We start from the raw sequence: 25,457 nt of genomic DNA, 5'->3' as shown, positions 1-25,457 counted from the left end.
GTCATATATCGAGGGCTCGACTCAGTACTTGAAAAAGGATGTCACAGCAGTGCCACCCAGAAACTACCAAGCAAGAAATTAATTAAGAATACCCGTTAGTATTAATATCGCGATCACCGCTAGGCATAACAGCAAAGTCCGCTTTGCTAACCTTACTAATAAACAAGGTTCAGCAGTGCAGTCATCAGGGTCAACCATAAAATCTTCAGACTTTTGTGCGACACTGATCAATATTTGGTTAGGTTGCTTGTTAATATCAAATAAATTTTCTAACCATACCGGCATAGCTTTTGAAAAGTGTCCGACCAGCATATAGCCAAAAGCAACCATACGTACTGGCAACCAATCAACCCAAAAGAGCATATCTTTCAATAGCTGAGATTCATTTTTTTCCGTCGAGTCGCTGGTATCAGCATCATTATTCACTTCAACATCCGCTTCATCAAGCTCAGCGTCAACTTCTACTTGTTTGTCTTTACATTCTTCTGCAAGCACTTCAGGACATTCATTCATGGTCACTAGTAGACGATAAAACAATGCGCCCGCGGGTCCAAAAACAACAAATAAAATCATAATGGCAATAAAGTATCGGTAATTTAACCATACTAATAATTGGCCAAAACTCATTGGCGCACTGCAAGTATCTTGTTGCAGTTGGCTATGATGCAATTCGCATGTTGTTGGTTCGCCTCGAAAAGCCGACAATAAATAAGCTTTATAGGTCTGCCGTGTTTTCGTACAACCAAAACAAACAATCAAAATCATGGTTGAAAAAATTAAATAGAGTAAGCCATCATCAACAAGCTCGAACAGTAAGTCACAAACAACAACGGGTATGGCAATAAAGATAAGCTGTGAGACAATTGACGGCTTGGCTAAATGCCTTAATTTAGTGCGTTTAAATAGACTAACATAAGCATGAAAATAGGTTTTAAATTGCCACGCTGTCGTCGACAAGTAACGCTCTGCCGCCAAGGCAATAAGTAAGCTAATAAGACTCATATAGTTTTCCTAATTTATTATCCACTTTTAAAATGAGTATATCGCCGTTGCCATTCAAACACTCTGATACCTGCATTTTGATTGGTAACGAGTATATACCCTTTGCTATTGAATTAACTAGACTTTAAACAATCATGGAAATGTTGCCAATTAAAAGCATTACCCGGATCTGTTTTTCTCCCTGGCGCGATATCACTATGTCCCGTTATATTACTTTTAATGGCGGGATAACTTTGCTGCAATGCTTGGGTTAATTGCGCCAAGGTATGATATTGCGCGGGAGTGTAAGCAATATCATCAGCGCCCTCAAGCTCAATACCAATAGAAAAATCATTACATTTATCCTGTCCTTGGTAGGAAGATACACCCGCATGCCAAGCTTTATCATCAAATGAAACATATTGAATAATTTGCCCTGCTCTAGTGATCAAGCAATGGGCAGAGACTTTTAACTGAGCAATTTCTTCAAAATAGCAATGTGCTTTACTATCTAACTTCCCTAAAAAAAAATCGGTGATATAGCCACCACCAAATTGATTTGGCGGTAATGAGATATTATGTACCACCAATAAATGAACCGTATCATTTTTATCTCGCACACTAAAATGTGGTGATTTTTGTTGTTCTTCGTTAACAAGCCAGCCACTGATAATAGGCATATTGTTATTTTGCTCGGCGGACAATTTATTTTTTAAGTCTTTCGTCATACAATAGCGTTAATATTTAATTTCAAGATATGTATATAGAGTATGACTGAATTTGATCCGACAAACAAAATGGGAAAAGTATTTATTTGGTTAGCCTGGTTATGTGCGTTGGCATTAATGGTGTTTTTCTTTCAAGATGTACTTGATAAACAATGGGATCCTAACAAAGACCCGCAGATTAGTTTAAATACACAGGGTAAAGCGGAAGTCACATTACAACAAAATCGCCAAGGTCATTATGTTGTACATGGTGAAATAAATGAGATGCCGGTAGTTTTTTTACTCGACACTGGAGCAACACAAGTGTCTATTCCCGCTCATATAGCAGAGCAATTACAGCTAAAAGGAAATCGGCCATCGCTTGTTAATACGGCAAATGGCACTACCACTGTTTATCAAACTGAATTACAACAGCTCAGTATTGGTAATATTTATTTGTATGATGTTAGTGCCCACATCAATCCCAGCATGCAGTCTAATGAAATTCTATTGGGCATGAGCGCATTAAAAAGGGTAGAATTCAGCCAGATAGGTAAGGAACTTATTTTACGCGAGCAATGATCTACCTGCTGTGATTTACTGGCGATAAACGACCAACTAAAAACTTACTTAATTATTTACCAAAAAAAGAGAATAAAATTCAATGCTTTCTGTGCAACTACAACACGATATTAAAAAAACAGTAACTTGGGCATTATGTGAAGATTTAGGTGTTGATAACGCCGACGCATTAAAAAATAGCCAAGATATTACAGCTGAGTTAATTCCACTGGAAAATATAGCCGTTGCTAATATCATTACCCGTGAAGCTTGTATTATTTGTGGTGTGGCTTGGGTTAATGAAGTTTTCGCCCAGCTAGATGCTATATATAAGACTAAAACTGATATTACTTGGTTTGTTAACGACGGTGAAAGTGTCAAAGCCAATAGCACCTTATTTGAATTATCTGGAAACGCACGTATTTTACTGACTGGCGAACGCTGTGCTTTAAATTTTTTACAATCACTTTCAGGGACTGCAACGTTAACCAGTCGCTATGTTAAAGAATTATCAGGTAGCAAAACCAAGTTACTTGATACTCGTAAAACAGTGCCTGGCTTGCGTAGTGCGCAAAAATATGCAGTAAAATGTGGTGGTGGTGTTAATCATCGGATTGGTTTATTTGATGCTTTCTTAATTAAAGAAAATCATATTGCTGCCTGTGGGGGTATTGAGAAATCGATTCAGACCGCTCGAAAAAATCATCCAAATAAAACGGTTGAAGTTGAAGTTGAAAGTATCGCTGAACTCACTCAAGCATTAAATGCTGGCAGTGATATTATTATGCTTGATAATTTTAGCCATGAAATGATCGAACAAGCAGTTATAGCAACAATTGAAATATCACAAGGTAAAACCAAATTAGAAGTTTCTGGCAATATGACCATAGAAACACTTAAAAGCTATGCAAAAGCAGGTGTCGATTTTATTTCGGTGGGCGCATTAACTAAAAATATCAATGCTATTGACCTTTCTATGCGCTTTGTTTAACATTTAATAGTGATATATTTAGTTAAAAAGCTATTTGTTATTAACAGTTTTCTAACTATTTTCAAAAAAAACATAAAAAAAGTGTCACAAAATTTTACATTTCCTGAATTTTGTCGCAATATAAATTCAGCCCCCGTAATCATGTATGGATATACCTATTATGAACAATGTTAAATCTTTAAAAAATAAATCTTTAAATAAAGCGAAGGGTTTTACCCTTATTGAATTAATGATCGTTGTTGCGATTATCGGTATTTTAGCCGCGGTAGCATTACCTGCTTACCAGGATTATACGAAGAAAGCTAAATTTGCCGAAGTGGTTTCTATGGTTGGTGCCGCGAGAACTGCGGTCGAACTATGCTTTCAAACTGAAGGTGCATTAACAGCATGTGATGCTGGTTATCAAGGTATTCCAGCTACAGTAGCTACTGGAACCTACGCAAATCTTGATACTATGACTATTGCCGATGGTGTTATAACAGCTGCGTCAACATCAGCAACCGACTCTTCAAATATGATTGCTACCCCTACAGGAAGCCCACTAACTTGGACAATAACTTCAACAACAGCTAGTTGTTTAACAAGCGGTTGGTGTAAAGCAAAATAATATAATTATTTTACATAAGTAAGTTTAGATAAAAAGCTCCTATGGAGCTTTTTTTATATCAATCTATTTTAAAATTTTTTCCTTAATTCGAAAATGAATTCAGCTATACTTACTATTAACATTGTGAGTAAATACATAATATTACCCTTACCGCTAAAAGGTCTCCATGAAAGGTCATCATAAACAATCCAGTGTTTTAACTGCACTTTTAAAGCATGATATTGTTACCAAAGATACTATTGATACCATTAGTGCTGACTTCCTTCAGCAAGCAAAACCTTTCATACGATTTCTTATTGAAGATAAAAATTTAAACGCTAATAGTATCGCGACCATACTGTCTCGTAGTTTTGGCTTTCCGTTAATCGATTTAAACGCTTTCGATAGCACGATGATCCCAGAAGGCATTCGCAACGAAAAACTGATCCGCAAACATAATGCGCTGCCATTATTTTTACGCGGTAAAGTGTTATTCGTCGCTATGTCCGACCCGACCAATTTAGATGCATTAGAAGATATTCAATTTAATACCGGTTTTCCTACTGAGTTAGTATTAACTAATGATCAAAGCTTACAACTGTTTATTGATAAAATTCTTGAAGAAGAAAGTGATGCTTTAGATATCACCGATATTGATGCTGCAGAATTGGCCGGTATAGACGTTGAAGAAGAACGCAAAGAAGATGACAACGCCACCGGCGATAAAGAAGATGCGCCGATTGTTGTCTATATCAATAAAATATTACTCGACGCTATTCGCAAAGGTGCTTCAGATTTGCACTTTGAACCTTACGAAAAATCTTACCGCATTCGCTTTCGTGTCGATGGCATTTTAACTGAAATGGCAAAACCACCGGTATCGCTTGCCTCTCGTATGGCGGCGCGCTTAAAAGTAATGTCAAAACTGGATATCGCTGAACGGCGCGTCCCGCAAGATGGGCGAATAAAATTAGCCTTATCAAAGAAAAAATCCATTGATTTTCGTGTCTCAACGCTACCCACCATGTGGGGTGAAAAAGTTGTAATGCGTATACTTGACTCTTCTAGCGCGATGTTAGGTATTGAAATGCTCGGCTATGAGCCGGCCCAGAAAAAAATATATATGGAAGCCTTAGAGCAGCCACAAGGAATGATATTGGTAACCGGCCCAACCGGCTCAGGTAAAACAGTGTCTCTTTATACTGGTTTAAATATTCTAAATACCGAAGAACGTAATATATCTACGGCAGAAGATCCCGTAGAAATTAATTTAGATGGCGTTAATCAAGTACAAATTAATGTTCGCGCCGGTTTAACCTTTCCTAATGCGCTGCGCTCTTTTCTTCGTCAAGATCCCGATATTGTTATGGTCGGCGAAATTCGTGACCTCGAAACGGCTGAAATAGCGATTAAAGCCGCGCAAACCGGTCACTTAGTGTTATCAACTTTACATACAAACTCCGCCTCAGAAACACTGACTCGACTGTTAAATATGGGCGTTCCTTCATACAATGTTGCCAGTTCAGTGAGTATTATTATTGCTCAGCGTTTAGCCAGACGCTTATGTAATCGCTGCAAAGTTGAAGATGTTGTCCCGACAGCTGAACTGGAAAAACAAGGTTTTACCGCTCTACAACTGAGTAATATACAATTATTTAAACCTGTGGGTTGCGAGCAATGTACCGGCGGTTATAAAGGTCGAGTTGGAGTTTATGAAGTGATAAAAATCAGTGATAAAATGTCTTCTATTATTATGGAAGGTGGTAATTCTATGGATATCGCCCAGCAGTGTCAAAGAGAAGGTTATAATAATTTACGTCAATCGGGTTTAGAAAAAGCCCATCAAGGGGTAACAAGTTTAGCAGAAATAAACCGTGTTACTTCTGCATAATAAGAAACCTCTCACTATTATTTTTAGAGATATTGACTAGTATTAGCAATGACTAATAATTTAACTTTACAGGTAAATAATATATGGCAAGTTCAGGGGCTAAGAAAAAAAAATTACCACAAGCTAAAGCTCTTGATACATTTGTTTGGCAAGGGGTAAACCGTAAAGGCAAAAAAGTAAATGGTGAGCTACCCGCCACCAGTATGTTGGAATTAAAAGCCCAGTTACGTAAACAGGGCATTACCCCTGGAAAAGTTAAAAAGAAAGCCAAATCTCTTTTTGGTAATGCTAATGATAAAAAAATAGTACCGGCAGACATTGCCATTGTTACCCGGCAAATAGCGACCATGCTTGGCGCCGGAGTACCCTTAGTACAAACCGTTGAAATGATAGGTAAAGGTCATAGCAATGGCAATATGCAACGACTTTTAGGCGATATCAGTAATAAATTGCAATCGGGTATTCCTTTGTCTGAATGTTTACGTGACCACCCAAAATATTTTGATGATTTATATTGTGATTTAGTCAGTTCTGGCGAGCAATCGGGGGCACTTGAAACCATTTATGATCGTATTGCTACCTATAAAGAAAAAGCCGAGGCATTAAAGTCGAAAATAAAAAAAGCGATGACTTATCCTATCTCTGTATTGGTGATAGCGCTGATTGTTACCTCGATATTATTAATTTTTGTGGTGCCGGTATTCCAAGATATTTTTAACAGTTTTGGCGCTGAGCTCCCCGCGTTCACTTTATTTGTTATCTCGATATCAGAATTTATGCAAGCTTATTGGTATTTAGGATTGGCCGGATTATTTATCGCCAGTTTCTTTTTTAAAAAAGCTCACCTTAACAGCCAAAGTTTTAGAGACCGTATTGATAGAATAATATTAAAAATTCCGGTTATTGGTGCCTTACTCGAAAAGGCGGCGGTTGCCCGCTACGCAAGAACACTTTCTACTACTTTTGCTGCCGGTGTGCCATTACCAGACGCGTTAGAGTCGGCTGCAGGTGCTTCTGGTAATGCTGTTTTTCGTATCGCTATTCTAGAGATCCGCGCCGAAGTCTCGTCGGGCATGCAAATGAATTTAGCGATGCGTAACTGTAATATTTTCCCTGATATGGTCATACAAATGGTCGCCATTGGCGAAGAGTCTGGCGCTGTGGATGATATGCTTGCCAAAGTTGCTACTATATACGAGCAACAAGTTGATGACGCGGTAGACTCCCTGACCAGTTTATTAGAGCCGATGATAATGGCAGTACTCGGTGTCGTTATTGGTGGATTAATTATCGCCATGTACTTACCAATTTTCGAAATCGGTAAAGTTGTTTGATTTATCACCCGAATAGGTTTTAAAGTACTTTTCAAACTCATTTTAAAAATAATAAAAAGGTTTTATCTTGTCAGAATTTATTCATCTATTAGAAAATAACTCGCTGTTTTTTTATGGCTTTGTTTTTGTTTTTTCGTTAATAATTGGTAGTTTTTTAAACGTAGTTATTTATCGTTTTCCAAAGATGTTAGAACAAGGTTGGTATCAAGAATGTCGAGAATTTCTTGCCGATGAGCTTAAGCCATCATCAACAAAGCAAGTGAGTGCCCTCACCTTATCAACACCCAACTCTAGCTGCCCACATTGTCAACATAGCATACGTTTTTATGAAAACATTCCTGTAATTAGCTGGTTAGTGTTGAAAGGAAAATGTAGCCAATGTAAAAATAAAATTTCTGCGCGTTATCCATTAGTTGAATTAAGCACAGCTTTATTGAGCGTAGTTATAGCCCAACATTTTGGTGTCACTGTTATCACTTGTTATGCTTTGATACTGACGTGGGGCTTAATTGCTTTAACAATGATCGACTTTGATCATATGCTACTCCCCGACCAAATTGTTTTACCTTTAATGTGGTTAGGGTTAATCGTAAATCTATCAAATGGAATTGTGCCTATAGAAGATGCTGTTATCGGCGCCATTGCCGGTTATACCAGCTTGTTTACTATTTTTTGGCTGTTCAAATTAGCCACAGGCAAAGAAGGCATGGGCTTCGGTGATTTCAAACTGTTTGCCCTCTTTGGTGCTTGGCTAGGTTGGCAATTATTACCCTTACTTATTTTAATGGCATCGGTGGTCGGAGCCTTTATTGGCATCAGTTTACTGCTTTTTAAAGATCATCAAAAAGGCCAGGCCATTCCATTTGGTCCTTATCTTGCCGCCGCAGGTTGGATCACACTTTTATGGGGTGAAAATATATGGTCTTGGTACCTATCACAAGTGCTCTAGCAAAATGACAATAGCTAACAAGGTCGTTATTGGTTTAACCGGTGGTATAGGTTGTGGTAAAACCACTATCGCCAACTTTTTTGCCGACTTAGGTATTGATATTATTGATGCCGACATCGCCGCAAGAAAAGTTGTTGCACCTAACAGCAACGCATTACTGCAAATCTCACAGCATTTTGGCAAGCCGTTTATTATGCCCGATGGCACACTTAACCGACCATTGTTACGCAGTCAAATATTCAGTAATGAATTAGACAAACAATGGCTTAACAACTTGCTTCATCCGTTAATAAGACAAACGATGCTCGAAGAAATCCAGCAAAGTCAGTCACCATATTGCTTGCTTGTCGCGCCACTGCTAATCGAAAACAACTTACAGAGTTTAGTTGCACGCATTTTAGTGATTGATATTAGTCAATCAGCACAAATTAAACGCGCTGTTTTACGTGATCCTAGTTCAATAGATGAAATTAAACGTATTATTGCTAGTCAAATATCAAGAGAAGACCGCTTAAAACATGCCGATGATATTATTGATAACAGCGGTGCTGATTTGAATCTGATAAAAACCAGTGTCATTAAGCTAGACCAAAAATATCGAGATTTGGCAGCAAGTTAGTAAACTTGTACAAATTTTACTATTTTTAGTAAAAAAATTCGCCATTTCAGTTGGGTGTCGTTAGTATAGAAAGTTATTCACCAGACTTCATTGATGACAGCAGGTTAATGACTAAAATTTTATATGAACATCCGCTTAACGAACGGACCCGTAACTACCTTAAACTTGAACATTTATTTGCTCAGGCACAAGATTGTCTGCAGCGTAAAATTTCAGTTAGCCATCAAGTTTTCTTTAACGCCTTATTTGCCATTATTGATACCCTAGAGCGAAATGATGTCCGCGGTGATTTAATTAAAGATCTTGAAAAATTAGAACAAAATTTAGTGATATGGTCACAAGCGCCAGAAATAGATGACAGCATTTTAGCTGAAAATCTACAACAAACTGTCGAGCTTATCTGCCTATTAAAACCGAATACTCCTTTATGGGCACAACTCAAACACGACAAATTTCTAGCCACTTTAAAACAACGCTTTGCCATGCAGGGCGGCAGTTCGAGTTTCGATTTACCACAATTACAGTTTTGGTTACACCAAGACAGTGAAATTCTTGCTAAAGATGTCCAAGGTTGGCTTGGCTTGCTCGAACAAATTAAAAGCGCTTTAGATATGATATTAAAGTTTATTCGCCAACGGGCAGAGTTTAAACAGATTGATACTGAGAGTGGTTTTTACCAGGACAATGGTGAAGGAATCTTACTGCTTCGTATTAAAGTTGATGAAAAATCAGCTTATTATCCAACGGTAAGTGGTAATCGTCTGCGCTATTCTATTCGCTTTATGTCTCTTTGTGATAAAACCGGCCGTAAGTATTCAAATAAAGCGACTTCATTTCAATTAGCTCGCTGTTAGCATTAGTGTAATTAATTTCGAAAATACCCTTTAGCCATTCAATATGTAGGTTTCATCTTGGAGAAGGAAGGGTATAATCCTACTACTAAGTCTTTAATTACAAGCACCAACTATGACCTTAAAAGTATCTTGCCCAACTTGTCAAAAAGAAGTTATTTGGCAACCAGAAAGTCAATTTCGCCCCTTCTGTTGCAAACGTTGCCAGCTAATTGATATTGGTGAATGGGCTGATGAAGGGCATAAGATCAGCCAGCCATTACAAGGCGACATTCAGTTAACCGAGGAGATGCTTGACGCGCTTGAAGGTGAGTTTTTACAAAGTAATAAGTTTTTTGTTGAACCAGAATAGTGTTACTTATTAGCGAGTAGCTTTGCAACAATTGCCACATTAGCAGCAGGAAAATCTAACTGGCTTAATTGTGCTAAGGTAAACCAAGCTGATTGCTGCCCTTCTTGGGCAGTAGGTTCATATTGGAAGTTATCAACCACATAAACGTCTAATAACACCTTTTTATCGCCATAATCATGGCTAACTTCAATGAGTGGGTAGCAAGAGAGAACATCTATTGCCACTTCCTCTTGAAGCTCTCTGTGTAGGGCCTGAGCAACTGTTTCATCTTTTTCCACCTTACCACCAGGAAACTCCCATTTACCGCCTTGATGAGCATGTTCAAGACGCTTAGTGAGAAAGTATTGTTGTTCTCGCATAATGACACCCACAGCTACATGAACAATTTTTTGCATGACTCTCTCCTAAAGCTTTAAATTAACCAGCGACTTGGTCGTTAACAGCAAAGATAAACCTATACCTAAACGATAAGCTATCTAATCACATTCTGAACATAGTCTTTCTTGCATGCCTATTTTTACAACATCACCTGCTAAAATTTGGTAGTTAGATGTGTTTGTAACAAAAGTCATCACTGAATATCCTAGACATAAAAAACGCCAGTGAATAACTGGCGTTTTTTTCAAGCTTATCAATAAATAACGATTAAGTTAATTTACCATGACATTGCTTATATTTCTTACCTGAACCACATGGGCAAGCCTCGTTACGACCAACACGTGCTACTTCTGGTTTTGTTTCGGTACTACTAGCTGATTCATGCGTGTATTCTTTTGGAACATCCTCAGCTTTACGATGTTGTTCTTCAACAGCTTCAACGTCAGACTCAGCACGAATTTTAACTTTGCTAAGAATACTGATAACGTCATATTTCAAAGTCTCTAGTAATTCACCAAATAACTCAAAAGATTCACGTTTAAACTCTTGTTTAGGGTTTTTCTGGGCATAGCCACGTAAATGTATACCTTGACGTAAATGATCCATCGCCGCTAAATGTTCTTTCCAATGTGAATCTAAGCTTTGTAACATAACGGCTTTTTCAAACTGGCGGATAACATCGGCACCGACTTGCTCTTCTTTCTCGGTATAGTTAGCTTCAACTTCTGCTAATAATTTTTCGCGTAAGGTTTCTTCATGCAACTTAGTATCTTCTTCAAGCCACTTTGCAATAGGAAACTCTAAAGATAGCTCGCCCTTAAAGCGCTCTTCTAAACCTGAGATATCCCACATTTCTTCCATAGATTGCTGAGGAATATGCTGATTTATAATACCAGTTACGACATCAGTACGAATATTTTTAATAACGTCAGCAATATCAGCTTCGTCCATTAACTCGTTACGTTGTTCATAAATAACTTGGCGTTGATCATTAGAAACATCATCAAACTCAAGTAGTTGTTTACGAATATCAAAATTACGACCTTCCACTTTACGTTGCGCATTTTCAATACTGCGAGTTACCCATGGATGTTCAATGGCTTCGCCATGCTCCATGCCTAACTTGCGCATCATGTTTGAAATACGTTCTGAAGCAAAAATTCGCATCAGGGCATCTTCCATCGATAAGTAAAAGCGTGTTGAACCAGCATCACCTTGACGTCCTGAACGGCCGCGTAATTGATTATCAATACGACGAGACTCATGACGTTCAGTGGCTACTATGTGTAAGCCACCTAGTTCCAAGACTTTATTGTGCTGTATTATCCATTCTTCTTTCGCTTTAGCGATGCTTTCTTTGCTTTGGTCTTTTAACTTAGCAACAATCGCATCAAAGTTTCCGCCTAAGACGATATCGGTACCACGACCTGCCATGTTGGTTGCGATAGTTACCGCGCCAACTTTACCCGCGTCAGCAACAATTTCAGCTTCCTGCTGGTGAAACTTAGCATTCAATACTTTGTGCTTAATTTTTGCTTTCTTTAAGAAGTCAGATAAAAACTCAGAGGTTTCTATACTAATCGTACCAACAAGCACAGGTTGTCCACGTTCAACACAATCTTTAATATCTTCTAAAATCGCTTCAAACTTTTCATCAGCGGTTAAATAGATTAGATCAGCGAGATCTTTACGGATCATCGGTTGATTGGTTGGAATAACTACGGTTTCTAAACCATAAATATGATTAAACTCAAATGCTTCTGTGTCAGCAGTCCCTGTCATTCCTGATAATTTTTCGTAAATACGGAAAAAATTCTGAAAAGTTATCGAAGCTAAGGTTTGATTTTCGTTTTGAATATTCACCCCTTCTTTAGCTTCAACCGCTTGATGTAAACCTTCAGACCAACGACGGCCTTCCATCGTACGACCGGTATGTTCATCAACAATAACGATTTCGTCATCTTTAACAATATAGTCAACATCTTTTTGGAAAAGTTTATGGGCACGTAATGCCGCCATAACATGATGTAACAAGGTAATATTGGTCGCTGAAAACAAAGAATCTCCATCTTGAATAAGACCTTTCTCATTCATGATTTCTTCAATTCTTATTTGGCCATGCTCTGTTAGATAGATTTGCTTAGATTTTTCATCAATGGTGAAATCACCTTCAACAAAATCTTTAGATTGGCCAGTATCTTTATCTTTGTCTTCTTCGTTTTGTAGTACTAATGTCGGCACAACAAGGTTAATTTGACGATAAAGTTCAGAGCTGTCTTCGGCTTGACCCGAAATAATCAATGGTGTTCTAGCTTCATCAATTAAAATTGAATCGACTTCATCAATAACGGCGAAATTCAATGGTTTTTGCGTACGTTCTTCTGGCGAGAAAGCCATATTGTCACGTAAGTAATCAAAACCAAATTCGTTATTAGTGCCGTAGGTAATATCTGAATTATAAGCCGCTTGCTTTTCAGCCGATGCTAATCCGGCAATATTACAACCTACCGTCATATCTAGAAAATCAAATAATGGTCGACACCAGTCAGCATCTCGTGTTGCTAGGTAGTCATTCACCGTTATAACGTGAACACCTTTACCTGTTAATGCGTTAAGGTAAGAAGGAAGTGTCGCTGTTAACGTTTTACCTTCACCGGTACGCATTTCGGCAATTTTACCATCATTTAAGACCATGCCGCCGATCATTTGTACATCAAAGTGGCGCATACCAAAGACACGTTTACTGGCTTCACGTACAACAGCAAATGCTTCTGGTAGGATACTTGATAGAGATTCTTCTTTGGCTAAACGCTCTTTAAATTCTGCGGTTTTTGCTTTTAGTTCTTCGTCAGAAAGAGCTTCCATAACGGGCTCTAAGGCATTTATTTTTAAAACTTCTTTATTCATTTGTTTAATTAATCGATCATTACGACTACCAAACATTTTCGTCATTAACTTTACAAACATCTTGTTAAACCATATTGATATTAGAAGAAATACTTCCGCTGAAAATAACGTGACCAACAAGGGCCACATAAATTGTTTTTATTTTGCTTTTCTATATACGAACTTAATTGGATCTATTTGTGCATTATTACGTAAAATTTCGTAATGGATGTGAGGTCCTGTCGAGCGCCCTGTGCTACCCATACGTGCAATAACTTGTCCTTTGCTAACCACTTCCCCTACTTTAACGAGTAAATTTTTATTATGACCATAACGAGTTTTTAATCCTTTACCATGATTAATCTCGATAAGTTGCCCATAGCCGTAACGATCACTTGCCCAAGTAACCACACCTGAAGCCGTTGCAATTATCGCAGCACCTTCTTTACCAGCAAAGTCTAAACCTTTATGTACCGCTGGTTTGCCGCTAAATGGGTCTTTACGTACACCGTAATATGAAGAAAGCCAACCGCCAATTATTGGTCGACCAGACAAATAACTGCTATTTTCTATATGGTGACCCAAAGTCAAAGATTCAAGCGTAGTCAGTTGATTATCTTCGTGGTGCAAACTTTCTTCTAATATTGATATTTCAGTTAACAACTCTACCAGTGGCTTTTTATACTGGCTTTCGCTTTGCAGCATCGGCCCACCAGATGGTGGTAATTGTTGAAAATTAAATTCATTTTCTGGAATTGAGGCTTCACTTGCTAACCGATCACCTAAGGCATTCAACCGTAACACTTGGCTTTGCAGCTCAGCGAGTTTCATGGTTAATGCGGTTAATTGTGGTTCGCTTAATTGCCGAGGATCTATTTTAGCGGGTGAATTCAAAGCAAAAGGTACAGCTTGAGGTACGTCATCAGCAGAAAAAATCAAATGAACGACAAAGCCTGATATTAGCGCGAATACAGTAATAGCAGACAACCAATGCAACTTATTCAGTGTCATTGAAAATCTAACGTTCTTTCCACGATATAGTAGTGTTAAACTCATAATTACTTAAATACTATTCCAAAGTAGAGTGGTTAATGGCACGCAAAACAAGAAAACCTTCAGATATGTCAGAGCTCTTTCAATCATCGAAAGGCACTTTGGCACAAATAGCAGCAAAAACCAACTCTTTAACTATCTTGTCTGACATTGTACGCCAAACATGCCCTGACCTGCCAGCAGATGTCTGGCATATTGCCAATTTTAAGCAAAATTCTTTAGTGATTGAAGTCACATCTGCTGTTTGGAGCCAGAGATTACAGTTTGAACGAATGAATATTTGCCGTGAACTAGCCATTGCTACCGACAAGGCTTTTGATCAAATTGAAATAAAGGTATCGCCTTATCGCAATAAAGTCGTTTATCAATCTGATGAAAAACCTGCTGAGCCATTACATATTTCACAAAATACCGCGAATCAATTATTGGCTATTGCTAAAAACGCGCCAGAGAGTTTACGTAAAAAATTAGAAAAACTGGCAAAACACGCTGACAAAAACGCCATACGGTAATTTTACCTAGGCATGATTAAGACCACTTATCTTAAAATAAAAAACCAGTCATTAGACTGGTTTTTTTATTGAGTAACATTAACAATATTTTATTAAAATGCCGCAGCAGTTACTTCTTGGTATTGAATTGGAGACGGTGTTTCGTCTTCGTAAGTCACCCATTCCCAGCTTTCTTTTTGCTTAAACACTTCTCTTAACAAGATATTATTTAAGCCATGTCCTGATTTAAAGGCGTTTAACTCACCTAAAATACTGTGACCACACATATACAAGTCGCCAATCGCATCGAGGATTTTGTGTTTAACAAACTCATCATCATAACGAAGCTCGTCTTTATTAAGCATGCGGTATTCATCAAGTACAATAGCATTCTCTAAACTGCCACCTAAAGCTAAATTGTGCGAGCGAAGTAATTCGATATCACTCATAAAACCAAAGGTTCGTGCTCGGCTAATTTCTTTAATAAATGAGCAACTTGATAAGTCCATACTCATCGTTTGACAGGTTTTAGAAATAACGGGGTGTTCAAATTCAATGGCAAAATTTATTTTAAAACCATGGTGAGGTTTTAATTCCGCCCATTTGTCACCTTCTTCTACACGAACTGTTTTCTTTATGCGAATAAAACGTTTTGCTGCTGCTAATGTTTTAATGCCAACCGACTGTATTAAATAAACGAACGGCAATGCACTACCGTCCATAATCGGGATCTCAGGAGAGTCAATTTCAACAATTAAGTTGTCAATGCCTAAACCTGCGGCAGCTGATAACAAGTGCTCGACGGTGGAAATCTTCACACCTTGTTCATTGACTAAGCACGTACACAAAGTTGTCTCGCCCACAGCTTCAGGCGTTGCTGAAATTTCAACAATCGGATCTAAATCTATGCGGCGAAAAACAATACCGGTATTTGCTGGCGCAGGACGGAGAGTCAACTGCACCTTTTCACCTTTGTGTAAACCAACACCAACGGCGGTTACACTGTCTTTTAATGTACGTTGTTTAATCATAAATGCCTTATTAAGCTTTTACTAACCTTGAAATGCACCGTCCTCTTTTGACGGGCGCACAATATAGCAGAAAAACTTAACAAAATCAAAATATCAGCTTTTAGCTTCACATTATTATAAACACAACTGTTCATCCAGCCGTATCCTAGTGACAAATTCATTCGAATAAAATGAGTGATTATCTGCACTCTTTTATTCTATGATGACAAAATTAACAGCTCAAATTAATCAGCTTGTTTACGTAAAAATGCCGGAATATCTAAATAGTTCTCGATATCTGCTGCAGTTTGTACTTGAGCATTACTGTCTTGCATTGTTATCGGAGCCGAATTTACTTCTGCCTGTGGGCTAGCAATAAACTCTTGTCCAACAGCAATAGGTGCCACAGTAGGAGCTGGATTCACTAATGTTATATCTGGCTTGCGATCAGCACCAATACCGGTTGCAACGACAGTTACACGTAATTCATTAGTCATTTCAGGGTCTATAACCGCACCAACCACAACCGTTGCATTTTCAGAAGCAAAGGCCTTTACAGCATTACCCACTGTTTCAAATTCATCGATACTGATATCCATGCCGGCAGTGATGTTTACTAAAATACCGCGAGCACCCGCTAAATCAACATCTTCAAGTAATGGACTCGAAATTGCGGCTTCTGCAGCTTCTTCTGCGCGATCTGGACCCGATGCAATACCAGAACCCATCATTGCTGTGCCCATTTCTGACATAACTGTGCGCACATCTGCGAAATCGACGTTAATCAAGCCTGGACGAGTAATTAGCTCTGCAATACCCTGTACAGCACCTAACAATACGTTATTAGCCGCTTTAAATGCGTCAAGTAACGACGTACCTGGGCCTAAAACTTTTAATAATTTTTCATTAGGTATCGTGATTAAAGAGTCGACACTTTTTGACAATAACTCAATACCTTGATCAGCATAGTTCATGCGTTTTTTGCCTTCAAATGGGAACGGCTTAGTCACAACAGCAACCGTTAATATGCCCATTTCTTTTGCAATTTCAGCAACAACTGGTGCAGCACCAGTTCCGGTACCACCCCCCATACCCGCGGCGATAAAAATCATATCAGCCCCTTGTAAGGTTTCTCTGATTGTTTCTCTGTCTTCTTCAGCGCTGCGACGACCAATTTCAGGGTTAGCGCCTGCACCTAAGCCTTTAGTAACATCTGCACCAAGTTGCAAAGTAACATTGGCTGCTGAATTACGTAATGCTTGTGAATCGGTATTTGCCGTAATAAATTCAACACCTTCAATGGTCTGACAAACCATGTGTTCAACTGCGTTACCGCCACCGCCACCAACACCGATGACTTTGATTACTGCTTCTTCGTTATGATCTTCCATTAATTCAAACATTTTACTCTCTCCGATTTTTATGTTTTGTTCCACCAAAACGCGACTTAACTATTAATTTTCACTTATCCACCATCCACTGAGGCGGGTTATAAAAATTTATTTATTCTTTCTATTATCATGTATTAATGAGGGTTAAAACTCACCTTTAAACCAAGCTAAGATCCGTGCAGTAATACTAGCAATACCCTCACTTTTCTTACTCTCTATACTTTGTTGTTCATTGGCTTGCATACCGTAATGTAGTAAACCAACCACAGTTGAGTAAGTTGAATCATCAACATATTCTTTTAAACCACTCATACCTGTTGGCTTAGCGACACGTACCGGCATTTGAAATACTTCTTCAGCAAACTCAACAACACCTTCCATTTTCGCTGTACCACCGGTTAACACATAACCCGCGGCAATTTGATCTTCTAAGCCGGCTTCACGTAACGCTTCTTGAATAAGTTCAAAAAGCTCTTGGTAACGTGGCTCGACGACTTCCGCTAAAGTGTGACGAGACATTGAGCGCGCAGGACGTCCACCGACACTGGGTACTTCAATGTTCTCTTCCATACTCACCATTTGTCGAAGCGCACAAGCATATTGCACTTTAATGTCTTCTGCATGGCTTAACGGTGTTCTAAATATTTTAGCAATATCGCTGGTGACCTGATTACCCGCCACCGGTATAACCGCAGTGTGTCTTAAAGCACCGCCTGCAAATACCGCAATATCCATCGTGCCTGCACCCATATCTACCACACAAATACCGAGTTCTTTTTCATCATCGGTTAACACGGCATAACTGGATGCTAGCGCTGAAAAAATAAGTTGGTCGGCTTTTACTTCACAGCGCTCGACACATTTAACGATATTTTTAGCCATGTCGTTAGCACAAGTAACAATATGAACTTTGGCCTCCATTCGAACACCTGACATACCAATCGGACTTTTTATCCCATCTTGGCAGTCAATACTAAATTCTTGTGGTAGTACATGTAACATGCGTCGTTCAGCTGAAATCGGTACTGAACGTGCAGTATGTATTACGTTATCAACATCTTCTTGAATCACTTCTTTGTCATTGATTGGCACCATGCCATTTTCATTTTGACAACTAATATGCTTACCTGAAATACCTAAGTAAACCGAGCTAATTTGGCAATCGGCCATTAATTCTGCTTCGTTGATGGCACGCTGAATTGATTGAATAACCAAATTCAAATCATTAACGCCACCTTTATCCATACCTCGTGCCGGCTGATTTCCAACACCAACAATACTTAATTGATTGTCCGGTGTTATTTCACCAACAGCAACAGATATTTTCGACGTTCCTATGTCTAAACCTACTACCAAGTTTCTTTCGTTTACTTTTGACATTAAAGTTAAGCTCTTTGTTTATTCTCTGCGGTTTTCCAACCAACAGCGAGTCCAGTGTCATAACGTAAATCAACATAATCCACTTGCTGATTTTCTTCTTTTGTTTTCATTATTTGCGGGTAAACATCCATAAAGCGTTGCACTCGCTCAATTTTGTTTTCTCTACCTAAATTAAGCGTTATGCCGTTCTTTAGTGTTAACTGCCAAGAATGACGTTCGGTAAGTAGCAACTCATCAATTGATAACTCACTAAATTTCAGTAACTTACTTAAATTAACAAAATTACTTAAGGCAAGATCTTCACTGCCTTCTGGACCAAAAAATGCTGGTAAAGCAGACTGTAAACGAGTAGTGTCTGCCTGAAATGCTTTACCATATTGGTTAATCAAAAAGTCGCCATTCCATAAAGCAATGGGGGTTTGATCAACGACATAAATTTTTAGTTCATTAGGCCACTTTTTTCGTACAGATACCGAGTATACCCAAGGCAGTTCAGCCACTTTCTGTTGTACGTGATTAACATCAACATTAAAAAAATTTCCTAAATTAACATCTTCAATCGCATTTTCTATATCTTGTCTATTGGTAAACGGCATTTCACCGCCAATAACAATCGAGGTAACCGGCATTGACTCTTCAGATGACATTTTATTATTTAAAAACCAACTGAATGAAATAATAGTGACAATCACTAGCACAAAAAAAGTCACACCTAGCCAAAAAGACCAATGTAAATTTTCTTGTTGCTCAGCCATTGATGGTGACAATGACGGTTGATTTTTACTATTTTTTGTCATTATTAATCTGCCAATTGTCCTGTGCTAATAGCGACTATTTTTGTTACCAGTTCACTAAAACTTAAACCATGTACTTTTGCTGCTTTAGGTACCAAGGAAGTTTCAGTCATACCAGGCACGGTATTTACTTCAAGTAATTGCCATTGATTATCGTTGTTGCGCATAACATCTACGCGTCCCCAGCCTTTTGCACCGGTGGCTTTAAAAGCTTTAAGCGCTAATGCTTTAAGGGCATCTTCATCTTCATCACTCAAGCCAGCAGGACAATGATATTGCGTTGTCGTTGATTGATATTTAGCTTCATAGTCGTAGAACTCACGAGGCGTTTCCATATGAATCGCCGGTAACGCTTCTTCGCCTAAAATAGCCACTGTATATTCAGGGCCATTAATCCATGCTTCAACTAAAATTTGCTCATCGTATTCAAAGGCAGTGGTTAATGCTTGGTGTAATTCATTAGCTGTTTTAGCTTTAGCCATGCCAATACTTGAGCCTTCATTGGCAGGCTTAACCATGACCATACCACCGAGCGTCGCCAATATTTTTTCAGCTTGGGTTTCTTGGTAAGCGTCTTTTTCAACAATAGCAAAAGGCGCTGTCGGTAAACCTTGTGCTTGAAATACTTGCTTGCTACGAATTTTGTCCATAGACAACGCAGATCCTAAGACATCAGAACCGGTATAGGGGATGCCCATATATTGTAAAGCCCCCTGCACACAACCATCTTCTCCGCCTCGGCCATGCAAAGCGATAAAAACACGATCGATATTTCGTTTAGTTAAATCAGCTAAACAAAAACCTCGCGTGTCGATGAGTTCAACGTCGAAGCCGGCTTGTTGTAGGCCACTGGCAATCGCTTTTCCTGAATTAAGTGATACTTCACGTTCTGCTGAATCGCCACCATATAAAACAGCTAACCTTTGGTCTGTCAGTGCTTTCACTTTTTAGCCCCTTTAAGGTCAACATTTAGTAACGGGTTTATCATAATTTCACGGGCTATAACGCCAATAGTACCTGCGCCTTGGGTAATAACCATATCGCCATCTTGTAATTGTGCCTGTAATAACTCCGCTAATATTTCAGCGCTACTGACATAAATAGGCTCTATTTGACCACGTTGACGAATACTTCGGGCTAAACTTTTACTGTCTGCACTGCTAATAGGTGCTTCGCCAGCGGCGTAAACATCGAGTAAGAATAGGCAGTCAACTTCAGATAACACTTCAACAAAGTCTTCGTATAGATCGCGCGTACGAGAATAACGGTGCGGTTCAAAGATCATCACCAAACGTTTATCTGGCCAGCCATTTCTCATCGCTTTAATCGTTGCTTTAACTTCACGAGGATGATGTCCGTAATCATCCACTAACACCATCTCGCCTTTTTCGGTCGCTAAATTAGCCAATTGCTCAAAACGTCTACCAATACCAGCAAACTTTTCTAAAGCACTAACAATAGCCGCATCAGCTACACCTTCATCGGTCGCAACCGCAATACTCGCCAAAGCATTAAGCACATTATGTTCACCGGGTAAGTTTACTGACATATCAATATCGGCAAAACCTTCACGTTGCACGGTGAAGTGACTAACACCACCATTTTGTTGAAAGTTTATTGCACGTACATCAGCATCTTCACTAAAACCATAGGTGATCACTTGACGACTCATTCTGGGTATCAGTTCGCGCACAACATCGTTGTCAATACAAACAACGGCTAAGCCGTAAAACGGTAAGTTATGTAAAAATTCAATATAGGTATCTTTAAGTTTTTCAAAATCACCTTGGTAAGTTTCCATGTGATCTTCATCGATATTAGTGATCACTGACACCATAGGTTGCAGGTGTAAAAATGACGCGTCACTCTCATCAGCCTCAGCGATGAGGTAACGACTTGTTCCCAAACGAGCATTAGTGCCAGCACTATTTAATAAGCCGCCAATCACAAATGTTGGGTCTAAGTTATCTTCAGCAAAAATACTGGCAATTAAACTGGTCGTTGTTGTTTTGCCATGAGTCCCTGCAATAGCAACGCCGTGACGAAACCGCATTAATTCAGCTAACATTTCTGCGCGACGTACCACAGGAATACGTAAGGTTTGCGCACTCAGTAATTCGGGGTTATCCGCTTTAATTGCCGTTGAAACAACAATCACACTCGCGCCAACAATATTTTCTGCCGCATGACCAAGGGTAATCTTTGCACCTAACGCCATTAAGCGGGTAACAACTTGGTTTTCACCAATATCAGAGCCAGTAATTTGGTAGCCCTCATTTAACAATACTTCAGCAATACCACCCATACCTGCACCGCCAATACCGACAAAGTGAATACACTTTACACGGCGCATCTCAGGTAATTTAATTGGTGCGGTGTTATTGGCTATTTTGTTTTTCATTATCTTACTCATTAGTTAACTAACTCCGCGCAAGTATTAGCAACACGAAGAGTTGCATCAACGTGAGCAGCATCGTGGGCAGCTTTAACCATCGAGCGTACTACACTGTCGGAAATAAAAAGGCTGTTAAGCATTTGCGCTAAAGTTGTGCCGTTAAATTCTTTTTGTGGTAATAATCTTGCAGCACCACGTGATACTAAATACATCGCATTTTTGGTTTGATGGTCATCAACAGCATGGGGTAAAGGCACAAAAATAGCGGGTTTAGCTGCCATAGCTAACTCTGAAACTGTTAATGCACCCGCTCGACAAACAACGATATCTGCCCATTGATAAGCCGCTGCCATATCTTCAATAAACTCAGTCACTTTAACTTTATCTTCCGACAAGCCAAATTTTTTATAACTAGCCAGAACCGCTGTTTGATTATCACGACCCGTTTGATGCCAAACATCAATATTTTGCAATTGTATTTGCTTTAACGCTTGTGGCACCGTTTCGTTCAAAATTTTTGCGCCAAGACTGCCGCCAACCACCAGTACTTTTTTACTCGTGCTTGGATGTTCAGGGATCACTGGAGTTAACGCCGTTATCTCTTTACGCAACGGGTTTCCTACGACCTTAAAGTCAACATTACCAGTAAAAGCATTTGGGAATGCACTTAACACTTTAGTTGCTATTTTCGCTAAATAACGATTTGTCATGCCAGCAACCGCATTTTGTTCATGTAATACCAAGGGAATACGCATTAACCATGCAGCAAAACCGCCGGGAGCACTCGCATAACCGCCCATGCCTAAGACAACATCGGGTTTGACTTTACGTAATATCGCAATTGATTGTAAAACTGACTGTAATAATTGAAATGGTATTTTAACGCGCTCTAACAAGCTTTTATTACGTACACCAGCAATATTGATAAATGAAATATCAAAGCCATGTTGAGGAACAATTTTTGCTTCCATACGTTTTTCAGTGCCAAGCCAATGTATCGTCCACCCTTGAGCTTTGAGCATTTCTGCCACAGCTATACCCGGGAAAATATGGCCACCAGTGCCACCCGCCATCACTAATAAAGTAGGTGCTTTTTTGCTAGTTTTTTCTTCAAATCCAGTCATATTGTTCGCCCTCCTTATCGTCTTTAGTTTTAAGCTTTACTGGTGTTTTATTCATTGAACTGCTTTTTTTTGTTTTATTGTGCTTTACTTTTTTCTTAGTGGTCGCCTGAATACTTTGTAAGCGGAGCTCATGATCTATTCTCATTAAAATAAATACCGCCATGGTCATAATTAGCATTGAGCTACCGCCGTAACTTAATAGCGGCATTGTTAAACCTTTAGTGGGTACAACACCTGCGCTAGCACCAACATTAACCGCGGCTTGGAAACTTATCCAAATGCCGATAGCGTAAGCAAAAAAGCCTTCAAAATATTTTTCTTTTTGTAAAGCAGCCCTACCAAGCAACAGGGCTTTGAGTACTAAAAACATACTCAGCATTAAGATCACGCTAATACCAACGAAGCCCAGCTCTTCTGCCACAACCGCCATCACAAAATCGGTATGCGCTTCCGGTAAATATTCTAGCTTTTGAATACTGTTTCCTAAACCTTGCCCGAAAATCTCACCACGGCCATAGGCCATTAATGATTGTGTTAATTGATACCCGCTGCCGAAAGGGTCTTCCCAAGGATCTAAAAAGCCAGTAACTCGCGCCCAACGATAAGGAGAAAAATAAGCGAGCGCGGATAATAAACTAATGCCAACGCCAGATACACCAGCAAATTGCCAAAGTTTAGCGCCAGCTAAAAATAACAGGCCAAAAGTGGTAACAAACATCACAATAATGGTACCTAAATCTGGCTGCATTAATAACAAACCGCCAAGTACACCAAAGACAACCAGCGGTTTAGCAAATCCTTTGACGTTTTCCATAACTTCATCACGACGACGAACGAGATAAGCCGATAAATAACAAAAGAAAAACAATTTTGCCGGCTCTGCTGCTTGTAATGTAATAGGGCCAACAACAATCCACCGGGTCGAACCATTAACAGTACGACCAACCACTAATACCACCACTAACAGTAAAGTGCCTAAGAGCAGTAAATGCCCGCTATGTTTTTGCCAAAGACTCATTGGTATGCTCATCGTAATAACAGCTACCACCAGACTTAAACAAATATAAATAAAGTGACGTTCGACAAAATGAAACGGGTCATTAAACAATCGCTCTGCGACTGGCATAGATGAACTGGCGACCATTATTAAGCCAATCATATACATACTAATAGCCAGTAATAAGTAAGTACGATCAAATGTTGCACTGCTTTGACCTTGCTCTGCCGATAACCACTGTGGCAATTTTATATTATCGAGTTTAGAGAGAACGGATGTTGTCATTAGTTCACCTCTCGCAGGCTTGGTGTTTTATTTTCTAAGCTTAGCTTATTAACCGCATTCACAAAAAACTCACCACGTTCAGCAAAGTTTTTAAACATATCTATGCTGGCACAGGCAGGTGAAAGTAACACCACATCGCCTGATTTAACGATATTGCTAAGGGTATTAATCGCGACCTCGATGCTGGAAACTTTACTATTTTTTATCTGCGCTTTATTCGCGATTGCTGCCACTTCATCACCGTCTTTACCTAAAGTAAAAACATGGCTAACGTCTTTAGAAAATACGCTTTCTAAGGGAGAGAAGTCTGCTCCTTTACCATCACCACCGGCAATAACATATAAGTTGTTATCTGCTGACATCATCGCTGCTAAGCCTTCAATCGCCGCGAGGGTTGCACCAACATTGGTTGCTTTAGAGTCGTTAATCCATTGAACATTTCTATACGTTGATATGAGCTGACAACGATGTGCCAAGCCTTTAAATTCAACTAAATGTGTTAACATCTCGTCAAGTGGCCAACCGGCACTATGACCTAATGCCAACACCGCTAAACAGTTCAAGGCATTGTGTAAACCGGCAATAGGTAGTTGATTAACACCAATAAGCGGCATTGAACCAAACATTAATTGTCTTTGTCCATCAATCACCGCCATGCCAAAATCACCTTCGAGCGCTGCATCGCTGCCAAACGAGCGTGACTGTTGCGCGTTGCCGGTAAGTTGAGTATTGACGTCATCACGATTAGTTATAGCCGTTTGACACTGTTGATAAATACCTTGTTTAATCGCGGCATAATTTCCTAAGGTTTTATGTCTGTCTAAATGATCATCGCTAACATTTAAAACAGTTGCTGCTATGGCATTCATACTGCGTAACGTTTCTAACTGGAAACTTGAAAGCTCTAAAACTAAGCAGTCTAATGATTTATGTGATTGTTCAAGCACCGGCACACCAATATTACCGCCTAGCTCAACTTTTTTAGCCAGTTTTTGTCCAATAAAAGCCAATAAAGAAACCACTGTGGATTTACCATTTGACCCGGTAACAGCAAGAATGGCGGTGTGATTATTTTGACAATAAAGCTCAACATCTCCGGCAACAATACAGTGATTGCTTATCTGCTCAGCAATATCAGCAATGCTGGTATCTATACCTGGGCTAACCAGTAAAACATCGGCTGAAGCGATCAATTTTTTATCCCATCGACCTAAAGTTAACGCTGTATTTGGAAAGTCTTGCTGAAACTCATTAATGTTCACTGCATGATCACGACTGTCATTTACCGAACAGCTTAAACCGTTTTTTGCTAAATAACGCACACAAGACAACCCTGTTAACCCTGCACCGAGGACAACAATTTTTTTGGCTGTTAACTGCGCTAAGGCTAGCGGAGCTTGTGAATCTTTTTGCGTCATTTTATGCTATGTACCTATTTTTATTGCTATTAT

24 protein-coding genes are annotated in these 25,457 nt (G+C 39.2%); 10 read left to right on the top strand and 14 right to left on the bottom strand.

Going from position 1 to position 25,457, the window contains the following annotated elements; translation table 11 throughout:
* Nucleotides 1-78: 78 nt before the first annotated feature.
* Nucleotides 79-1,002, bottom strand: coding sequence for a beta-lactamase regulator AmpE (gene ampE, locus ESZ26_RS02905; RefSeq protein ID WP_146797837.1), 924 nt, complete (start codon nucleotides 1,000-1,002; stop codon nucleotides 79-81).
* A gap of 113 nt (nucleotides 1,003-1,115) precedes the next feature.
* Nucleotides 1,116-1,709 (bottom strand): 1,6-anhydro-N-acetylmuramyl-L-alanine amidase AmpD, encoded by a 594-nt coding sequence (gene ampD / locus ESZ26_RS02900; RefSeq protein WP_223271533.1) that lies wholly within the window; start codon nucleotides 1,707-1,709, stop codon nucleotides 1,116-1,118.
* Nucleotides 1,710-1,751: 42 nt separating this feature from the next.
* On the opposite strand from ampD, the gene ESZ26_RS02895 reads away from it, so the two are divergent.
* The 9 genes from ESZ26_RS02895 to yacG all read left to right on the top strand — a co-directional run bounded on the left by ESZ26_RS02895 (nucleotide 1,752) and on the right by yacG (nucleotide 9,822).
* Nucleotides 1,752-2,270, top strand: coding sequence for a retropepsin-like aspartic protease family protein (locus ESZ26_RS02895; RefSeq protein ID WP_146797839.1), 519 nt, complete (start codon nucleotides 1,752-1,754; stop codon nucleotides 2,268-2,270).
* Nucleotides 2,271-2,361: 91 nt separating this feature from the next.
* Nucleotides 2,362-3,240 carry a carboxylating nicotinate-nucleotide diphosphorylase gene (gene nadC / locus ESZ26_RS02890; RefSeq protein ID WP_395880607.1) on the top strand — a complete coding sequence of 293 codons (879 nt, stop codon included), beginning with the start codon at nucleotides 2,362-2,364 and terminating at the stop codon, nucleotides 3,238-3,240.
* Between the two features lie 160 nt (nucleotides 3,241-3,400).
* On the top strand, nucleotides 3,401-3,847 hold the full coding sequence (locus ESZ26_RS19545; RefSeq protein WP_146797843.1) for a pilin: 447 nt from the start codon (nucleotides 3,401-3,403) through the stop codon (nucleotides 3,845-3,847).
* 166 nt (nucleotides 3,848-4,013) lie between these two features.
* Nucleotides 4,014-5,717, top strand: a complete 1,704-nt coding sequence (gene pilB / locus ESZ26_RS02880) for a type IV-A pilus assembly ATPase PilB (protein ID WP_146797845.1) — start codon at nucleotides 4,014-4,016, stop codon at nucleotides 5,715-5,717.
* Between the two features lie 83 nt (nucleotides 5,718-5,800).
* Nucleotides 5,801-7,051 (top strand): type II secretion system F family protein, encoded by a 1,251-nt coding sequence (locus ESZ26_RS02875; RefSeq protein WP_146797847.1) that lies wholly within the window; start codon nucleotides 5,801-5,803, stop codon nucleotides 7,049-7,051.
* A gap of 67 nt (nucleotides 7,052-7,118) precedes the next feature.
* On the top strand, nucleotides 7,119-8,000 hold the full coding sequence (locus ESZ26_RS02870; protein ID WP_146797849.1) for a prepilin peptidase: 882 nt from the start codon (nucleotides 7,119-7,121) through the stop codon (nucleotides 7,998-8,000).
* 4 nt (nucleotides 8,001-8,004) lie between these two features.
* On the top strand, nucleotides 8,005-8,619 hold the full coding sequence (gene coaE, locus ESZ26_RS02865) for a dephospho-CoA kinase (protein WP_146797851.1): 615 nt from the start codon (nucleotides 8,005-8,007) through the stop codon (nucleotides 8,617-8,619).
* 107 nt (nucleotides 8,620-8,726) lie between these two features.
* The gene (zapD, locus tag ESZ26_RS02860) at nucleotides 8,727-9,473 is read left to right on the top strand and encodes a cell division protein ZapD (RefSeq protein ID WP_146797852.1); all 747 of its coding nucleotides are present in this window, start codon (nucleotides 8,727-8,729) and stop codon (nucleotides 9,471-9,473) included.
* A gap of 112 nt (nucleotides 9,474-9,585) precedes the next feature.
* Nucleotides 9,586-9,822: a DNA gyrase inhibitor YacG gene (gene yacG / locus ESZ26_RS02855; RefSeq protein ID WP_070374766.1), complete on the top strand. Its 237-nt coding sequence runs from the start codon at nucleotides 9,586-9,588 to the stop codon at nucleotides 9,820-9,822.
* 2 nt (nucleotides 9,823-9,824) lie between these two features.
* Here yacG and mutT read toward each other — a convergent pair whose 3' ends face one another.
* The 3 genes from mutT to ESZ26_RS02840 all read right to left on the bottom strand — a co-directional run bounded on the left by mutT (nucleotide 9,825) and on the right by ESZ26_RS02840 (nucleotide 14,097).
* Nucleotides 9,825-10,217, bottom strand: coding sequence for an 8-oxo-dGTP diphosphatase MutT (mutT, locus tag ESZ26_RS02850; RefSeq protein ID WP_146797854.1), 393 nt, complete (start codon nucleotides 10,215-10,217; stop codon nucleotides 9,825-9,827).
* Between the two features lie 250 nt (nucleotides 10,218-10,467).
* On the bottom strand, nucleotides 10,468-13,167 hold the full coding sequence (gene secA / locus ESZ26_RS02845) for a preprotein translocase subunit SecA (RefSeq protein ID WP_146797856.1): 2,700 nt from the start codon (nucleotides 13,165-13,167) through the stop codon (nucleotides 10,468-10,470).
* A gap of 78 nt (nucleotides 13,168-13,245) precedes the next feature.
* On the bottom strand, nucleotides 13,246-14,097 hold the full coding sequence (locus ESZ26_RS02840) for a M23 family metallopeptidase (RefSeq protein WP_223271534.1): 852 nt from the start codon (nucleotides 14,095-14,097) through the stop codon (nucleotides 13,246-13,248).
* A gap of 80 nt (nucleotides 14,098-14,177) precedes the next feature.
* Here ESZ26_RS02840 and ESZ26_RS02835 point away from each other — a divergent pair, with 80 nt between their 5' ends.
* Nucleotides 14,178-14,651 carry a DUF721 domain-containing protein gene (locus ESZ26_RS02835; RefSeq protein ID WP_146797860.1) on the top strand — a complete coding sequence of 158 codons (474 nt, stop codon included), beginning with the start codon at nucleotides 14,178-14,180 and terminating at the stop codon, nucleotides 14,649-14,651.
* 92 nt (nucleotides 14,652-14,743) lie between these two features.
* Here ESZ26_RS02835 and lpxC read toward each other — a convergent pair whose 3' ends face one another.
* The 9 genes from lpxC to murD all read right to left on the bottom strand — a co-directional run bounded on the left by lpxC (nucleotide 14,744) and on the right by murD (nucleotide 25,424).
* The gene (lpxC, locus tag ESZ26_RS02830) at nucleotides 14,744-15,661 is read right to left on the bottom strand and encodes a UDP-3-O-acyl-N-acetylglucosamine deacetylase (RefSeq protein WP_146797862.1); all 918 of its coding nucleotides are present in this window, start codon (nucleotides 15,659-15,661) and stop codon (nucleotides 14,744-14,746) included.
* Nucleotides 15,662-15,885: 224 nt separating this feature from the next.
* A complete protein-coding gene (gene ftsZ / locus ESZ26_RS02825; RefSeq protein WP_146797864.1) occupies nucleotides 15,886-17,043 on the bottom strand; it encodes a cell division protein FtsZ in 1,158 nt (385 codons plus the stop codon).
* Between the two features lie 132 nt (nucleotides 17,044-17,175).
* Complete coding sequence (gene ftsA, locus ESZ26_RS02820) at nucleotides 17,176-18,411, bottom strand: cell division protein FtsA (RefSeq protein WP_146797866.1); 1,236 nt, start codon at nucleotides 18,409-18,411, stop codon at nucleotides 17,176-17,178.
* A 5-nt stretch (nucleotides 18,412-18,416) separates the two neighbouring features.
* Nucleotides 18,417-19,208 carry a cell division protein FtsQ/DivIB gene (locus ESZ26_RS02815; protein ID WP_223271535.1) on the bottom strand — a complete coding sequence of 264 codons (792 nt, stop codon included), beginning with the start codon at nucleotides 19,206-19,208 and terminating at the stop codon, nucleotides 18,417-18,419.
* Between the two features lie 2 nt (nucleotides 19,209-19,210).
* Nucleotides 19,211-20,149 (bottom strand): D-alanine--D-alanine ligase, encoded by a 939-nt coding sequence (locus tag ESZ26_RS02810; protein WP_146797868.1) that lies wholly within the window; start codon nucleotides 20,147-20,149, stop codon nucleotides 19,211-19,213.
* On the bottom strand, nucleotides 20,146-21,606 hold the full coding sequence (gene murC / locus ESZ26_RS02805; RefSeq protein ID WP_146797870.1) for a UDP-N-acetylmuramate--L-alanine ligase: 1,461 nt from the start codon (nucleotides 21,604-21,606) through the stop codon (nucleotides 20,146-20,148). The genes ESZ26_RS02810 and murC overlap by 4 nt, the downstream gene beginning before the upstream one ends.
* Before the next feature lie 11 nt (nucleotides 21,607-21,617).
* Nucleotides 21,618-22,724 carry an undecaprenyldiphospho-muramoylpentapeptide beta-N-acetylglucosaminyltransferase gene (gene murG, locus ESZ26_RS02800; RefSeq protein WP_146797871.1) on the bottom strand — a complete coding sequence of 369 codons (1,107 nt, stop codon included), beginning with the start codon at nucleotides 22,722-22,724 and terminating at the stop codon, nucleotides 21,618-21,620.
* Nucleotides 22,711-24,006, bottom strand: coding sequence for a cell division protein FtsW (ftsW, locus tag ESZ26_RS02795; protein WP_146797873.1), 1,296 nt, complete (start codon nucleotides 24,004-24,006; stop codon nucleotides 22,711-22,713). Before ftsW ends, murG begins: the two co-directional genes overlap by 14 nt.
* Nucleotides 24,006-25,424, bottom strand: a complete 1,419-nt coding sequence (murD, locus tag ESZ26_RS02790) for a UDP-N-acetylmuramoyl-L-alanine--D-glutamate ligase (protein ID WP_146797875.1) — start codon at nucleotides 25,422-25,424, stop codon at nucleotides 24,006-24,008. Before murD ends, ftsW begins: the two co-directional genes overlap by 1 nt.
* Between the last annotated feature and the right edge of the window lie 33 nt (nucleotides 25,425-25,457).

Origin of the sequence: Colwellia hornerae, from assembly GCF_007954355.1 — a bacterium.
Lineage (GTDB): Bacteria > Pseudomonadota > Gammaproteobacteria > Enterobacterales > Alteromonadaceae > Colwellia_A > Colwellia_A hornerae.
This window is presented reverse-complemented; position numbering and strand designations above follow the sequence as displayed.